General features: G+C 70.1%; 14 protein-coding genes, 2 pseudogenes and 1 riboswitch. Of the genes and pseudogenes, 10 read left to right on the forward strand and 6 right to left on the reverse strand.

Annotated elements, in window-relative coordinates; all coding sequences use genetic code 11:
* The first annotated feature begins 101 nt into the window (after positions 1 to 101).
* The 4 genes and pseudogenes from OOK07_RS37530 (at position 102) to OOK07_RS37545 (ending at position 5114) form a co-directional block, all read left to right on the forward strand.
* Positions 102 to 2180: an alpha-galactosidase gene (locus OOK07_RS37530; RefSeq protein ID WP_266800923.1), complete on the forward strand. Its 2079-nt coding sequence runs from the start codon at positions 102 to 104 to the stop codon at positions 2178 to 2180.
* Between the two features lie 395 nt (positions 2181 to 2575).
* Positions 2576 to 2736, forward strand: a riboswitch (cyclic di-AMP (ydaO/yuaA leader).
* Positions 2737 to 2738: 2 nt separating this feature from the next.
* Entirely contained in the window at positions 2739 to 3665 is a 927-nt protein-coding gene (locus OOK07_RS37535; RefSeq protein WP_266686646.1) for a M23 family metallopeptidase, read from the forward strand.
* Between the two features lie 80 nt (positions 3666 to 3745).
* Positions 3746 to 4185, forward strand: a pseudogene (locus OOK07_RS37540) (hypothetical protein).
* A 143-nt stretch (positions 4186 to 4328) separates the two neighbouring features.
* Positions 4329 to 5114: an SGNH/GDSL hydrolase family protein gene (locus OOK07_RS37545; protein WP_266802201.1), complete on the forward strand. Its 786-nt coding sequence runs from the start codon at positions 4329 to 4331 to the stop codon at positions 5112 to 5114.
* Between the two features lie 118 nt (positions 5115 to 5232).
* Here the strand turns inward: OOK07_RS37545 and OOK07_RS37550 are convergent, their stop codons facing one another.
* The 5 genes and pseudogenes from OOK07_RS37550 to OOK07_RS37570 all read right to left on the reverse strand — a co-directional run.
* Positions 5233 to 5853 carry a TetR/AcrR family transcriptional regulator gene (locus tag OOK07_RS37550; RefSeq protein ID WP_323178156.1) on the reverse strand — a complete coding sequence of 207 codons (621 nt, stop codon included), beginning with the start codon at positions 5851 to 5853 and terminating at the stop codon, positions 5233 to 5235.
* A gap of 378 nt (positions 5854 to 6231) precedes the next feature.
* Positions 6232 to 7410: a glutamate dehydrogenase gene (locus OOK07_RS37555; protein ID WP_266800924.1), complete on the reverse strand. Its 1179-nt coding sequence runs from the start codon at positions 7408 to 7410 to the stop codon at positions 6232 to 6234.
* On the reverse strand, positions 7407 to 7589 hold the full coding sequence (locus OOK07_RS37560; RefSeq protein ID WP_266800925.1) for a thiamine pyrophosphate-dependent enzyme: 183 nt from the start codon (positions 7587 to 7589) through the stop codon (positions 7407 to 7409). The genes OOK07_RS37555 and OOK07_RS37560 overlap by 4 nt, the downstream gene beginning before the upstream one ends.
* Positions 7586 to 7708, reverse strand: a complete 123-nt coding sequence (locus OOK07_RS37565) for a hypothetical protein (RefSeq protein WP_266800926.1) — start codon at positions 7706 to 7708, stop codon at positions 7586 to 7588. The genes OOK07_RS37560 and OOK07_RS37565 overlap by 4 nt, the downstream gene beginning before the upstream one ends.
* 9 nt (positions 7709 to 7717) lie before the next feature.
* Positions 7718 to 7819 (reverse strand): annotated as a pseudogene (locus OOK07_RS37570) (thiamine pyrophosphate-dependent enzyme); the annotation flags it as partial.
* 284 nt (positions 7820 to 8103) lie between these two features.
* On the opposite strand from OOK07_RS37570, the gene OOK07_RS37575 reads away from it, so the two are divergent.
* Positions 8104 to 8235, forward strand: coding sequence for a hypothetical protein (locus tag OOK07_RS37575; protein WP_266686651.1), 132 nt, complete (start codon positions 8104 to 8106; stop codon positions 8233 to 8235).
* A gap of 122 nt (positions 8236 to 8357) precedes the next feature.
* Entirely contained in the window at positions 8358 to 9635 is a 1278-nt protein-coding gene (locus OOK07_RS37580; protein ID WP_266800927.1) for an MBL fold metallo-hydrolase, read from the forward strand.
* Positions 9636 to 9773: 138 nt separating this feature from the next.
* Here the strand turns inward: OOK07_RS37580 and OOK07_RS37585 are convergent, their stop codons facing one another.
* A complete protein-coding gene (locus OOK07_RS37585) occupies positions 9774 to 10088 on the reverse strand; it encodes a cupin domain-containing protein (RefSeq protein WP_266686653.1) in 315 nt (104 codons plus the stop codon).
* Between the two features lie 303 nt (positions 10089 to 10391).
* Between OOK07_RS37585 and OOK07_RS37590 the strand changes: the two genes are divergently transcribed.
* The 4 genes from OOK07_RS37590 to OOK07_RS37605 all read left to right on the forward strand — a co-directional run bounded on the left by OOK07_RS37590 (position 10392) and on the right by OOK07_RS37605 (position 15187).
* Complete coding sequence (locus tag OOK07_RS37590; RefSeq protein WP_266800929.1) at positions 10392 to 11717, forward strand: IS4 family transposase; 1326 nt, start codon at positions 10392 to 10394, stop codon at positions 11715 to 11717.
* 96 nt (positions 11718 to 11813) lie between these two features.
* Positions 11814 to 12206, forward strand: coding sequence for a helix-turn-helix domain-containing protein (locus OOK07_RS37595; RefSeq protein WP_266800931.1), 393 nt, complete (start codon positions 11814 to 11816; stop codon positions 12204 to 12206).
* Between the two features lie 75 nt (positions 12207 to 12281).
* Positions 12282 to 12692: a VOC family protein gene (locus OOK07_RS37600; protein ID WP_266529600.1), complete on the forward strand. Its 411-nt coding sequence runs from the start codon at positions 12282 to 12284 to the stop codon at positions 12690 to 12692.
* Positions 12693 to 13075: 383 nt separating this feature from the next.
* Entirely contained in the window at positions 13076 to 15187 is a 2112-nt protein-coding gene (locus tag OOK07_RS37605) for an ATP-binding protein (RefSeq protein WP_266800933.1), read from the forward strand.
* Positions 15188 to 15235: the final 48 nt, after the last annotated feature.

Consider the following 15235-nt stretch of genomic DNA (forward strand, 5'->3'; position numbering starts at 1 on the left):
ATTCCTCAGGCAATGAGTTGTCCACAGGCGTTGCCGAAAGGCCCCGAAGCACTTGATGATGTTGGGCATTGATCGCTCCTGTTCGGATGTGTGAGGGCTTGATGCTGGAGATCTCCGACAACGGCCGTACGTGGCTCCTCTCAGGGCCGACCAGCAGTTACGCCGTCCATCTCACCGAGGGGGACGAACTGCTGCACCTGCACTGGGGCCCCCGGATCGCGCTCGCCGACGCCGAGGCCCTCGCCGTCCGCCCGCTGCCCGACTACCGGCCCTTCGAGGCGCAGCTCGACGGCCACGAGGAGTACCCGGTCGAGGGCGGCCCCCGCTTCGCGCGGCCCGCCCTGTCGGTGCGCACCGACGAGCGGCGCGGCACCGAATGGCACTTCGAGGCGTACGAGGCCGACGGCGGGGACGATGGCGAGCTGCGCCTGCGCTTCCGTGACGGCGGGCTCACGCTCACCCTGCACTACCGCATGCGGCACGACGTCGTAGAACGCTGGGTGACTCTCGACAACGAAGGCACTGCCCTGGAGCTGTTGCGGGCAGACTCCGCCACCTGGACGCTGCCCGAGCGCGAGGACTGGCGGCTGTCCCAGCTGCACGGACGCTGGGCCGCCGAGTCCCGGCTGACCAGTTCCCTTCTCACCTACGGTGAGAAGGTCATCGGCAGCCGCCGCGGCCACACCGGGCACCAGCACCTGCCCTGGGTCGCGCTCGACACCGACGCCACCGAGGAGCGCGGCGAGGTCTACGGCTGCGCGCTCGGCTGGTCGGGTTCCTGGCGGATCACCGTCGCGCACCTCGCGGACGCGCGCGTGCAGATCACCGGCGGCGCCGGATGCGACGACTCAGGGCTGCTGCGCCTGGACGCGGGGGAGTCGTACACGACGCCCGTCTTCGCCGGCCTGTGGAGCGACGGCGGCTTCGGCGGCGCGAGCCGCGCCTGGCACGCCTATCAGCGCGCGCACGTCATCCCGGACGCGGACCGGGACCGGCCGGTGCTGTTCAACTCCTGGGAGGCCACCGAGTTCGACATCTCCGAGGAGCAGCAGGGGACACTCGCCCGGCGGGCCGCGGCGATCGGCGTCGAGCTGTTCGTGGTCGACGACGGCTGGTTCGGCAAGCGCACCAGCGACCGGGCCGGACTCGGCGACTGGACCCCCAACCCCGACCGCTTCCCGAAAGGCCTGAAGCCGCTCGCGGACTACGTGCACGCCCTCGGCATGCAGTTCGGCATCTGGGTCGAGCCCGAGATGGTCAACCCGGACAGCGAGCTCTACCGCGCCCACCCCGACTGGGTACAGTTCCAACCGGGACGAAAGCGGACGGAATTCCGCAATCAGCTCGTACTGAACCTGGCCCGGGAGGACGTCCAGGAGTACCTCTGGGGGCAGCTCGACGGGCTCCTGTCCAGCGCCCCGATCGACTACGTCAAGTGGGACTTCAACCGCTGCTTCACCGACGCTGGCTGGCCTGACGACCCCTACCCGCAGCGGCTCTGGATCGACCATGTCCGGGCGCTGTACGCACTGTTGGACCGGCTGCGCGCGGCCCACCCGGGCGTTGCCTTCGAGTCCTGCTCGGGCGGTGGCGGCCGCATCGACCTCGGGATCCTGAGCCGTACCGACCAGGTGTGGACCTCCGACAACACCGACCCGCTCGACCGGCTCGCCATCCAGCACGGCTTCAGCCAGATCCACCCCGCGCGCGTGATGGCAGCCTGGGTCACCGACAGCCCCAACACCCAGCTCAACGGGCGGGTCAGCTCGCTGCGTTTCCGCTTCGTCAGCTCCATGGCCGGAGTGCTGGGGGTCGGCGGAGACCTCGCCCAGTGGACCGAGGAGGAGCTCGCGGAGGCCGGCGAGTGGGTGACTCTCTACAAGGAGATCCGTCCGCTTGTGCAGCAGGGCGACCTGTACCGGTTGCGGGCGCCGCGGGGCGGGCTCAGTGCGGTGCAGTACGTGCGTGGCGACGAGGCGGTCGTCCTCGCGTGGCTTCAGGCACAGAGCTACGGGGAACCCGTGCCGGCGCTGCGACTGCAGGGCCTCGACCCGACAGCGTCGTATGAATGCCGCGAAACGGGCGAAGTTCACAGAGGTGCCGTACTCCTGCATCACGGACTGCGCACCGGGCTGCGCGGCGACCTCGACGCGGCAGTTTTCCGCCTGCGTCGCATCTGACCCGTCTGTCCGAATTAGTGCCTTGATTGGACTTCCGGCGCCTTCGGTCGCGTTAGCTCACTTTCGCTCATCTTCCTTCCTCTTCACGCCCCTGTGGTCCATTTTGCTTGCCTTCATTCCAACTCGCTCCGGAATGGGGACTCCTGGGCTGAGGGTGCGTGAGGAGCGTCATATTCGTGACCGAGCGTGGCGCGTCATGTCCACGTAATTCACGTGCTTTATAAGGGGGATTGGCCAAAGGAGCGATCTCGAAATTCACGCACGGTTACCGGGATTTCTCTCAAGGGATCAACAGAAACGTATTCGCAGGGAACCATCGCTTGTCCCTTTGCGTCCCGGTCGCTTACGTTCGCCACCAATCCGGACGGACGCCCAATCCTGCCGCCGCCCGGTGCCCGCACAACTCACCCGTGAACGGCAGGAGCGGGGGACCCACAGGTATCACCGCCTGTTCCGGTCTCCGGAACGGCTTGGGGTAAAGCCGCGTCATAAGCGCGGCCGGGCATCTCCAGCCCGCACCCGACAGCTCACCTCGTAGGCGCCGGAGAGGAATTCGTCATGCCCGCGAAGGGTAAGCACCGCCGTCCGAAGCCCCAGCGCTTCACCCGTTCCATCGCCGTCGCCGGTACCGGTGGCGCCGCACTCGCACTCCCGCTCATGGGTGCGACCGGCGCCCATGCCGCAACAACGCAGTCCGTTTCCCAGTCGGTTTCGCAAAAGGCCGTCCAGTCCCTTCCGGTCGTGGAGAAGAAGGCGGCCGAGAAGAAGAGCGCCGCGCACCACGCGGGCGTGCGGACCTATTCGGTGCGGGGCGGCGACTACCTTTCGAAGATCGCCGACGAGCAGCATGTCACCGGCGGCTGGAAGAAGCTCTACTCGGACAACCGCCGGGCCGTAGGCGACGACCCGGCGCTGATCCACCCGGGCCTGAAGCTCACGCTCGGCAAGAAGGCCACCACGACCACCAAGTCGTCGTCCCGGCCGTCTTCTTCGTCTTCTTCTTCCGCGCCCAAGGCGTCCTCGTCCTCGAACAAGACGACCGCCACGCAGACCTCCCAGTCCACCGGCACCTCCACCGGCTTCACCCTCCCGGTGTCCGGCGCCACCATCGGCACCGGCTACCACGTGGCCGGCAGCATGTGGTCCAGCGGGTACCACACAGGCGTCGACTTCGTCGTCCCGACGGGCACCCCCGTCAAGGCCGTCGGTGCGGGCACGGTCGTCTCCGCGGGCTGGGGCGGCGCGTACGGCAACCAGGTCGTCATCAAGCTCGCCGACGGCTACTACGCGCAGTACGGCCACCTCTCCCAGCTCTCCGTCTCGGCCGGCCAGACCGTGACGGAGGGACAGCAGATCGGCCTCTCCGGCGCTACCGGCAACGTGACCGGCCCGCACCTGCACTTCGAGATCCGCACCACGCCGGACTACGGCTCCGACGTGGACCCGGTCGCCTACCTCCGGTCCAAGGGCGTAGCGGTCGGCTGACCCACCGCCGACCACCCCCGCGCGGCTTCGCCAGAGCGTGGGGACGTAGCGCCCGACACGCCGCCGAAGGCCGGACCCCGATCCCCGGGTCCGGCCTTCGGTGCGTCCGGCTCCGCCTCTCCGCCGGAGCTGCCGCCCTCACCCCCGAGCCGACTGTCGGCGCCCCGCCCTGTGGCCGCCTCATCGCCCGCGACGACTTCCCCCGCGGACTCGCGCAGTGGGTCGTCGAGTTGGAGAACGGCGGTGCCGTCACCGCCTTCCGCGAGCTCCTGGACGTGGACGTTCCCGCAGACGCCACGGTCTGGTTCAGGCAGCGGCCACGACCACCTCACGACGTACGACGCCGGCTACGGCACCAACACGAACTCCACGACGCGGCTTAGCCGTTTCGCCGGCGAGGCTGGAGTCCGGTGCCGATCCGCAGCCGTACACGAGCGGGCGCTTCGCCTTCCGGAACACCTGGAGCCACTTCCCGGTCCGCGACTTCAGAGCCTCACGGTTCGCCTCTCAACATCCCTGATCGGAGGGTTATTCCGGGCTTGACCAACACTTAGACGTGGCTTATCTCACCGTCCGTCAACCCTTTATTACGGTCGCGTAGGTCACATTCGAAGGTGAATCATGGTCGATGTGGCAGACGATTCGAAGAATGACAGCAGATCAGTGATCGGGTCGTACGTTGCGGTGGGGGACAGCTTCACCGAGGGCGTCGGCGATCCAGGCCCCGACGGTGCGATGGTCGGCTGGGCCGACCGATTCGCGGTGCTTCTCGCGGACCGGCGGCCCGAGGGCGACTTCGGCTACACGAACCTCGCCGTACGCGGCAGACTGCTCGACCAGATCGTGGAGGACCAGGTTCCGCAAGCCATCGAGCTCGCGCCGGACCTGGTCTCCTTCTGTGCGGGCGGCAATGACATCATCCGGCCCGGGACCGACCCCGACGAGGTCGCCGAGCGCTTCGAGCGGGCGATCATCCGGCTCACCGAAGCCGTCGGCACCGTCATGGTGACGACCGGCTTCGACACCCGTAACGTTCCCGTGCTCAAGCACCTGCGCGGCAAGATCGCCACCTACAACGGTCATGTACGGGCTGTCGCCGACCGGTACGGCTGCCCCGTGCTCGACCTGTGGTCCCTGAAGACCGTCCAGGACCGCCGGGCCTGGGACGACGACCGGCTCCACCTCTCGCCCGAGGGGCACACGCGCGTGGCGCTGCGCGCCGGGCAGGTTCTCGGCCTGGAGGTCCCGGCCGATCCGGACCAGCCCTGGCCGCTGCTCCCGCCGCGCGGCACCCTCGACGTCCGGCGGGACGACGTGCACTGGGCGCGCGAGTACCTGGTGCCGTGGATCGGCCGTCGGCTGCGCGGTGAGTCGTCCGGGGACCACGTCACGGCGAAGGGCGCGCTGTCGCCGGACGACATCAAGATGCGGATCGCCTCGGTCGCCTGAGCGCGGCGGACGGTGGTGTGCGGGTTGTCCGGTCGTTCGGGTCGCTCCATCGTGCGGTTGCCCGAAGGCGCGAGAGTGATTCGTCTGTCGGCAGTGAGCCCCGCCCGGTTCGGGGGGCTCACTGCTCGGAGGTGGTCAACGCCGCCCGCTCCAGGTCCAGTTCCCGCGCCAGCGCCTCCTCCACCCACTCCTGTGCTCGCGCGCGCGACACCGCACCGGCGTACGACGTCATCTGAACGGCGAGCCCGTCCAGCAGGGCCGTCAGACGCAGAGCCGTACCTTGCGGGTCCGGGCAGCGGAACTCGCCCGCGGCCACGCCTTCCGCTATCACCTCGGCGATCGCAGCCTTCCACTCCCTGTCGAGGTCCCGCGTGACCTCCTGCAGCGCGGGCTCGCGCAGCGCAGCCGCCCAGCCCTCGATCCACAGGCGCCAGCCCTTGGCCTGGCCCGTCGGCGCGTACCAGCGAACCGCCGACCGCAGCCGCCGCAGCGCCGTGGTCCGGCGGCCGAGAAGCTTACGCAGATGCCCGAGGTCGTCCTCGGCCGCGAACGTGAACGCCGCGGCGACCAGCTTCTCCTTCGTCGAGAAGTGGTACAGCACCAGCGCGTTGCTCACGCCGAGCGCCGAGGCCACGTCGGCGATCCTGACCGCCGCCACGCCCCGCGCCTCGATCTGCCCGATGGCGGCCCGCAGTAGCTCCTCGCGCCGCTCGGCCACGCTCAACCGCACTCTCGCCACGCGGTCACCCTATTCCGTCGCCGCTCACGGTGCCGCGCGAGGCCATTACTTGGCGAGTTCGGCCGGGTACGGATCAGGCCACGCGATCGCCGCGTCATACTCCCCGCATCCCGCATCCCGCATCCCGCATCCCGCATCCCGCATCCCGCATCCCGCATCCCGCATCCCGCATCCCGCATCCCGCATCCGCTCAGGGCGGTGCGCCGTTCGTCGGCCATGAAGCCGTGGGTTGGTTCGGGCCGGCGGGCAGCGGGCGCACTCACTGCCGGAGTCCTTCACCGGCCAGCGGCCTTTCCTCCCGGTGGAAGGCCTTCCACAGCCGGGGTCTGACAGGGCGGGGGCCGAAGAGGGCCGGGGACCGCGGTTGGCGGGCCGCCGTCATCGGTACCAGCCGAACCGTTCCGCGATCACCGGCAGTCGGTCCGCGACGATGGCGTGCGCTGCCGCGCGCGGGGTCGTTCCGTCGGCCTCCGCGCGGGCCAGCATCTGCTCGATCAGGGCGCGCATCGAGCGGCGGGTGTGAGCGAACGCCTCCTCCGCGTCCGGGCCGATGTCGCCGAACAGGGTCCACCACCACCAGGCGTTCGTACCGGAGTTGACGACCACGTCGGGCAGCACGGTCACCCCGCGCGCGGCCAGCAGCTCCTCCGCCTCGGGCAGGACGGGCATGTTGGCCGCCTCGACGATCCAACGGGCTCTGATCTGCTCCTGGTTGGCGACATCGATCGCGTACGACACCGCCGCCGGCACGAGCACCTCCACCTCGGCCGACAGCCAGGCGTCGCCGGGCAGTTCGCGGTCGTCGGGGCGCAGGACCGTGCGGTCCACGGTGCCGTACGCGTCCCGCGCGGTGAGCAGCGCCTCGATGTCGAGGCCCGCCGGGTTGGCGATCGTGCCCTTGATGTCGGCGACGGCCACGACGGTGAGCCCCGCGCGCGCGAGGAAGCGTGCCGTGGCCCCGCCCATCGTGCCCAGGCCCTGCACGGCGACCCGCGTCCGCGTATACGGCACGCCCGCCCGGTCCAGGGCCGCCAGCGCCGACTCGGCGACCCCGCAGCCGCCGGCCAACTCGTCCAGGCCGATGCCGTCCACCTCGACCGCGAACGCGTCCGCGAGCCGCCGCCGCGCCTTCGCCTCGTCGTCCAACAGCGGATACATGGCCTGGATGGACGACACCAGACCCGCCTCCACGGCCGCCCGGTCCACCAGGTCCTGGGTGAGGCCGAGGTCCTCTCCGGTGGTCCAGAAGCTCTCGATGTACGGCTTCATGGCGCGCAGGTAGCGCACCAGCAGCGCGTACGCCCCCGGGTCCTGGGGATCACAGTCGATGCCACCCTTGGCGCCTCCGAGGGGGACGTAGCGGCCCTCCGGGTTGTAATGCAGCGCCTCCTTCATGGTCATGCCGCGGGCGAGCCCGGTGACCTCGTCCAGGGTGCAGCCCTCGCGCATGCGCAGCCCGCCGCTGGAGACGCCGCGCACCAGCCGGTCGACGACCAGGAATCCCTGGCGGCCGGTGAGGTGATCGGTCCAGGTGAGCGACATCAGGGGGGCGGTCATGCGATCTCCTCGCGGATGGTGACCAGGGTGGGTCCGGGGGTGTCGAGGGCCTCGGTGAGTGCGCGGCGGAATTCCTCGGCGCCGCACGCGCGCGTGCGGCCGCCGTAGGCGCGGGCCAGGGCCGTCAGGTCGACCGGCGGGAGGTCCATCGCGGTGGGGGTGTCCACGACTGCTCTCATCTCATCTCGTCGCGGATCTCGCCGTACTCGCCGTACTCGCCGTACTCGCCGTACTCGCCGTACTCGCCGTACTCGCCGTACTCGCCGTACTCGCCGTTGTCGAACACCACTATGGGCAAGGAGAGTCGGAGCTGTATCGCGGTGGCCGGTTCCTGCGCCGTGAACCGCAGCCCGCCGTCGCCGCTGAGCGCCCGCAGTTGTCGGCCGGGGCGCGCGACCTTGGCGCCGATCGCGGCGGGAAGTGTGTAGCCCGGGGGTGCCGAAGCCGGTCACTCGGAGGCCGGGACCGCGTGGGCGGACCTCCTCGCGTGCGAACACGCACGTCAGCTCCATGATGCCGTGCTGCTCGTCGCTCGTGGCGTCAGATCGGTGAGAAGGGCGGACATGGTGCCTCCATCAGGCCGCGGGGGTTGCTCACCGACTGACGATTACTGAATCGTACTGAATGGCAATTCAGTATCGGAAGCGGGGGCACACCCTGTCAACGTGCTGAACGGATCATCAGCAGCCTTCGGTGCGCATCGAGAAGGGAATGGACACCGACGGTCCGCGGTTCACCAAGCGGTGGGCCCGGTTCCTGCGGGAGGTGGGCACGGCGGTGTGCGGGGTGAGCCGGGAGAGCGGCAAGAGGACCTCTACTTCGTAGAGGCCTTGGTTGCCGCATCTTTGGGCTTTCCTTGGAAAGTGGCCGCCGAGCCCGGACGGCACAGGTGTTGTCGGAGGCGCCGACCATAATGGAATGCCTCACCCACTCCACCTGGAGGTACCGTGTCCGGTTTCCGTTCCCTGAGCTCCGGGCTCCGCGCGCTGCAGCCCGCGGCCTTCGGCGCGGACCCGAGCGGTGAGCGCCTTGCGCGCATCCGCAGATCGCCCCACTTCAAGGACGGGGTCTTCCAGAATCCCGGAGGCACCGCCCGGACGCGGCCCTCCGGTTCGACGGTCGACTTGGCGAAGGTCTTCTTCGACAAGGACGAGCGGCCCCGGCGCGCCCCCAGGGGCACCGTGCCGGTGCACCCCACCACGCTCGCCGACATCACGAAGCCGCCGGCCACCGGACTGCGGCTGACCTGGATGGGGCACTCCAGTGTGCTCGCCGAGATCGACGGTCAGCGGGTGCTCTTCGATCCCGTGTGGGGCGAGCGCTGCTCCCCGTTCTCCTTCGTCGGGCCCAAGCGGCTGCACCCGGTGCCGCTGCCGCTCGCCGCGCTCGGTCCGGTCGACGTGGTCGTCATCTCGCACGACCATTACGACCACCTGGACCTGCCCACCATCAAGGCTCTGGCCGGCATGGACACGCTGTTCGCCGTGCCCCTCGGCGTCGGCGCCCACCTCGAGTACTGGGGTGTCTCGGCCGACCGCGTGCGCGAGCTGGACTGGCACGAGGCGACCAAGGTCGGCGGCCTCACCCTGACGGCCACCCCGGCCCGCCACTTCTGCGGCCGCGGCCTGCGCAACACCCAGCACACCCTGTGGGCCTCCTGGTCCGTCGCCGGCGCCGAGCACCGGATCTTCCACAGCGGTGACACCGGCTACTTCGACGGCTTCAAGGACATCGGTGCCGAGCACGGGCCGTTCGACGCCACGATGATCCAGATCGGTGCGTACTCCGACTTCTGGCCCGACATCCACATGACGCCGGAAGAGGGCCTGCGCGCCCACCTCGACCTCCAGGGCGGTGAGCCGCACGGCGTGATGATGCCGATCCACTGGGCCACCTTCAACCTGGCGACGCACCCCTGGGCCGAGCCCGGCGAGGGCACGGTCGCGGCCGCACACGCCACCGGCTCCCGCGCTGCTCTGCCCCGCCCCGGCGAGCCCTTCGAGCCCACCGCGGAGACCGTCCCGTCCGAGCCGTGGTGGCGCGCCGTGGCACAGGCCCCGGCCGGCGGCTGGCCGGCCGCCAGCGGCCTGACGGAGGCGGCGACAAAGACGGCCGTCGCCTCCGCCGAGCGCGCTCAGACAGCCGCGGACGGCAGCGGGCAGGGGAAGGGGCAGGGGAAGTCGGCAGAGGGTACGGGCGAGCCCGAGACCGTGTCGGCGGGCTGACCTCGTCAGGGCGGGCACCGCTCAGACCGGCGCCCGGGCGGGTGGTGAGTCGCTCCGATGCGCCGGGGGAGCGGTCTGCGTTCCCGCCCTGGCGCGCTGCACGGCGACGCGCCGTCTCGGGGTAGTGAGAGCTGCGTGTCAGTTCGGTGCGGGTCCGTCGACGTTGAACGTGGACTGTCCGGTCCCGGCCCTGGTGACGATGATGTCGGCGGGCTCCGCGGAGGGGTTGCTCTCCCGGTGCACGGCGCCCTTCGGCACGTGGAGGAAGTCCCCGGGACCGGCGTCGACCGTGCGCGAGCCGTCCGGGCCGAACTCCATCCTGAGGGCCCCGGTGACGACGTAGATCACCGACTCGTGGTCGCCGTGATGGTGCCAGCCGGAGACCGCCCCGGGTTCCGTGCGGACGAATCCCGACCACATTCCCTCGGTGGCGAACGCCTCCTGCCGGTCCATCCCCTCAGTGCCCGGTCCGGGCCTTCGGTCACCGGGACGGGCCACGCGAACCTCATCGCGTCCATGATCCATGACCGCTCCTTCCGCGAGGGCCGTCGAGCGGCGGCCACGCCTTGTCGCCAGGCTAGTCCCAAGGCCGTGAAGTTATGGGTCCGGTGGGGTTGTCCAGGGGTCTTTGAGCTGTGGATTCGCCGGACGTGAGGAGCGGAGCCCCGGTAGAACTGGCAGTCGACCAAGACAAGCCGTTCACAAAGACCGGAGGCTCCGCTGTCCGGACAGTCTGCCATCACCCGTGCCGTCCGGGTGGCCGAAGGGCGCTTCGCGCCAGGTCATCTCGGCGAGCTCACCCAGCTTGTGCCCTTCGAGATGGTCGACGAGGCGCTGATGGCGACCAGGACGGTGCAGTCGCGGCTGCGGGACCTGCCCTCCCGGGTCGTGATCTACCTGATCCTGGCCGCGTGCCTGTTCCCGGAGGTGGGATACCCCGGAGTGTGGCGCAAGCTCACCGGCGCACTGGCCGGCCTGCCGCTCGCCGTGCCCTCGGCGAGCGCGCTGGCCCAGGCCCGCCGCCGTGTCGGCAGCAAGCCGGTGCGGTGGCTGTTCGACCTGCTGCGCGGACCGGCCCCGACCACGCACGGCCCCGGGGCCCGCTGGCGCGGGCTGCTGGTGGTCGCACTGGACGGCACCACGGTGACGGTTCCCGACACCCCTGCCGTCCTGACCGGGTTCACCAAGCAGGCGGGCAACCATGGCGGGACCGGCTACCCGCAGGTCCGCCTGCTGGCGCTGGTCGCCTGCGGCACCCGTACCCTCATCGACGCTGTGTTCGGTCCGACGACCTCGGGCGAGACCACCTACGCCCCGCGCCTGCTGTCCAGCCTCCGGCCAGGGATGATCCTGCTGGCCGACCGCAACTTCGCCGCCCAGAAACTGGTGGCCGGTATTGCGGCCACCAAAGCCGAGGTCCTGGTCCGGTTGAAGAACGGCCGCAGGATGCCGGTCCTGACCCGTTACCGGGACGGCTCCTACCTCTCCACCCTCGGCCCGGTGCCGGTCCGCGTCATCGACTGCGAGATCACCATCACCACCACCGCCGGGAAGCACACCGGCCTCTACCGGCTCGCCACCACCCTGCTCGACCACCACCGCCACCCGGCAGCCGGACTCGCCACCTTGTATCACCAGCGCTGGGAGATCGAAACCGCTTACCTGGAGCTGAAGTCGACCATCCTGGGCGGCCGAGTCCTGCGGGCCCGCACCGCCGAAGGCGTCACCCAGGAGATGTACGCACTTCTCGTGGTCTACCAGCTGCTGCGCACCGCCATGGCCGACGCCACCAGCACCCGACCGGGCACCGACCCCGACCGGGCCGGCTTCAGCATCGCTTTCCAAGCCGCCCGCGACCAGCTCATCCTGGCCGCGGGCGTCATTGCCGGCACCGTCATCGACCTGGCCGGCACGATCGGCCGACACGTTCTGGCCGCACTGCTGCCCGCACGGCGACTGCGGGTCAGCCCCCGCATCGTCAAACGCGCCATCTCCAAGTACCAGGCACGCGGCCCTCGCATCGACCGCACCAGCTACAAAGCCACCACCGGCATCGAAATCCTCGCGCCCGCAGGCCCTTGACAACGAAACCCAGCCGCAAACTTCACGGCCTTGAGGCTAGTCCCGGGCTGCCGGCACCGGAGGAGAGGCAGTCGAGAACCATGGTGTGATGGCGGCGTGAGCCGCGCCGCCGAAGAGACCAACCGCCGCATGCTCAGGGCCCGGGACGCGATGGACCGCGCCTACGCGCAGCCGCTGGACGTGCCGGCCCTGGCGCGGATCGCCCAAGTGTCCCCGGCCCACTTCGCGCGCACCTTCCGGGCCACGTTCGGCGAGACGCCCCACCGCTATCTGCAGCGCCGACGCGTCGAGCGCGCCATGTTCCTGCTGAGGGAGACAGACCGCAGCATCACGGACATCTGCTTCGAGGTCGGATTCGGCAGCCCGGGCACCTTCAGCCGCACGTTCCGCGACGTCGTCGGCCGGTCGCCGAGGGAGTACCGCAAGCAGGCCGTCGCCCTGGACGTCCCCACCTGTTTCACGATGGCGTGGATGCGGCCGAGCGCCTGAGAGTCTGCTCGGTCTTCGGCCGGCTGAGCAGTTTTGGATAAGTTTTCGTGGTGCCGGGCTCGTAGCGTGATGCACATGTTCACAGCAATCACGCACTCACAGATCTACGTCCTCGACCAGGACGAGGCGCTCGACTTCTACGTCGGCAAACTCGGCCTGGAGGTCAACACCGACGCCGACCTCGGTTTCATGCGCTGGCTCACGGTCAACGTTCCCGGCCGGCCGGACCGCGAGGTCCTGCTGGAGCGGCCCGGCCCGCCGCGGCTGTCCGAGGAAACCGCGGAACAGGTCCGAGACCTGCTGACCAAGGGCGCGACAGGCGGGTTCCTCATCTTCAGTACCGACGACTGCCGCAAGACGTACGAGACCCTGAAGGCCAAGGGTGTCGAGTTCACCGAGGAGCCCACGGAGCGCCCGTACGGAATCGACTGCGGTCTCCGCGACCCCTTCGGCAACAGCATCCGCTTCACCCAGCCGAAGGGCTGATCGATACTCTGTGTAACGTTCGGGGGTGAATTCCGGGGATGCGGGAGTGTCTTGAAATGGCCCCGGCGGAGCGACGGCGCAGCAGAAAAGGGAACTCGGTGAGGGCCGGGGAGCAATCGCTCCCCGGCCCTCACCGTTTCTCCGTGACCGCTTCTGACCAGCTCTGATCGATCCTTTGCCCGCCGAGATCGCCCGCCCGCTGGATTTATCGGTCTGTCGTACGAAGCCTCATACCAGAGCGGGACGCTTTGCGTGGGACTTTGTCAACTGCCCACCGCACATGTTGGGTTGACGACTACTGTGAGTGTCCATCGGGCGATGCGTGCCCGAACCGCGCAGCCCGCGCCCCAGGCACCGACGGAACCAGTACGACGAGGACACCGATGTCTCACCTTCGCGCACCGGCCGCACGCGCAGACCGCCGCGAGGGCGGGCGGCACGGACGGCCGGTCGCCCGTCCCGTTCCTTCGCTGCCCGAGACCCGCATTCGGCCCCAGCTGATGCGGCTCGCCGTGCTTCCGCCGATCGCGGTCGCCCTCAGCGCCGCAGCGGCGGTCCTGTTCACCGTGCGCTCCACCGGAGCACGGCCCGGCCTCACGCTGTGGGGCGTGCTCGCCGGCGCCGCCTCGGTGACCCTCGCGGGCATCCTGATCGCCACCGTGGCCGCCGACCGAGCCGCCAAGTCCGTGAGCGACCGCATCGGCGCCCTGCGCCGCAGCAGCGCCCGCGGTGAGGCCGATCTGCGCGCCCTGGTCGATTCACTGCGCCACGGCGAGGCCCCGCCCCGGCGCAGGCCGCGCAGCGGTCCGCCCGACGGCGCCGACGACTTCGAACTGCTCGCCGCCGATCTGACCCGAGCGCACGACGGCGCCGTCGCCGCCGTCGTGCAGGCCGCCCAGCTCTCCAGCCAGGCGGGCAGCGAACAGAAGCTCGAGGTGTTCGTGAACCTCGCGCGGCGGCTCCAGTCCCTGGTGCACCGGGAGATCTCGATCCTCGACGAGCTGGAGAACGAGATCGAGGACCCCGATCTGCTGAAGGGCCTCTTCCACGTCGACCACCTCGCCACCCGGATCCGCCGCCACGCCGAGAACCTCGCCGTCCTCGGCGGCGCCGTCTCCCGCCGGCAGTGGAGCCACCCCGTCTCCATGACCGAGGTGCTGCGCTCCGCCATCGCCGAGGTCGAGCAGTACTCCCGGGTCAAACTGGTGCCCCCGATCGACGGCACCCTGCGCGGCCACGCCGTCGCCGACGTCATCCACCTGCTGGCCGAACTCGTCGAGAACGCCACGGTGTTCAGCGCCCCGCACACTCAGGTTCTGCTGCGCGCCAACCTCGTCACCTCGGGACTCGCCGTCGAGGTGGAGGACCGCGGGCTGGGCATGCCGGTCGCCGAACAGAAGAAGATGAACGCCCTGCTCGACGACCCCGACCAGGTCAATGTCGCCAGCCTGCTCGCGGACGGCCGCATCGGACTGTTCGTCGTCTCCCAGCTCGCCCGGCGGCACGGCATCAACGTCCGCCTGCAGACCAACATCTACGGCGGGGTGCAGGCCGTACTCGTCGTACCGCAGGGGCTGCTGGGCTCGAAACCGGGAGTTCCCGCAGTCGCGCCCCAGCCGGAGGGTGTCCCGGGGGTGATGGGCGCGGCTGGTTCGCCCGTGCCGCCGCGATCCCCGCAACCCCACCTCCAGGCGCCGCCCGCACCCGAGGTCGCCACACCGCGCGTCCCGTCCGAGCCACCCGCGCCGCGCCGTCCGCACGGTGAGGCCACGCGCCCCGCGGCTCCCGCACCGAACGGCAATACGTCGGGAAGCGCCGGACCGGCACCGCTTCCCATGCGCGGCGCCCACCAGGAGCGGGTCAACCCTTCGGAGGCCGTGCCCGGCATCAGGCCGGAGGACCGGCGTCTTGTCGCGGACAACGCGGCCGCGCCGCCCACGCCCCGCACCGGCACCGTCCGCGGCACCATGGGCAAGCCCCAACTGCCCCGTCGCCGTGCCCAGGAACACATCGTGCCCCAACTGCGCGACGGCCCGGCACCACGCCAGGACAGCGAGTACCTCGGCGGCCACGACCCGGGTCTGATGGCGGCCTTCCAGCGTGGCATCGGCCTGGCAGAGGCCCAGCAGAACCTGGAGACGGAGCACACGGGGGCGATGTACACAGCGTCGGAGGACACGGTGGCGGTGCACACAGCGTCGGCGTACAGGGAGCCGGAACACACGACGGACTCGGCGCACCTGGAGCCGGAGCCCATGGAACAGGCGCCGCTCATTGACCTGCGTCCCCTCATGGACCCCGCTCACACAGAGCCCTCACCCATGCTCCCGACCTCGCCCCCGGACGCTCGCCACACGGACATCACCTCCACCTCCCGGTCGCTCTCCATCGACGTACCGCACATGGACCCGGCCCACATAGCCGAGGCGCGCCCCGCGTCCGCGCGCGGCACCGACCATCCCACCCGGCACGACGGGAGCGCACCAGCCGGATGACCACCCTCCCTTCCACCCCCGTCCCCACCCCCACCGCTCCCGCAGACC

Source organism: Streptomyces sp. NBC_00078 (assembly GCF_026343335.1).
GTDB lineage: Bacteria > Actinomycetota > Actinomycetes > Streptomycetales > Streptomycetaceae > Streptomyces.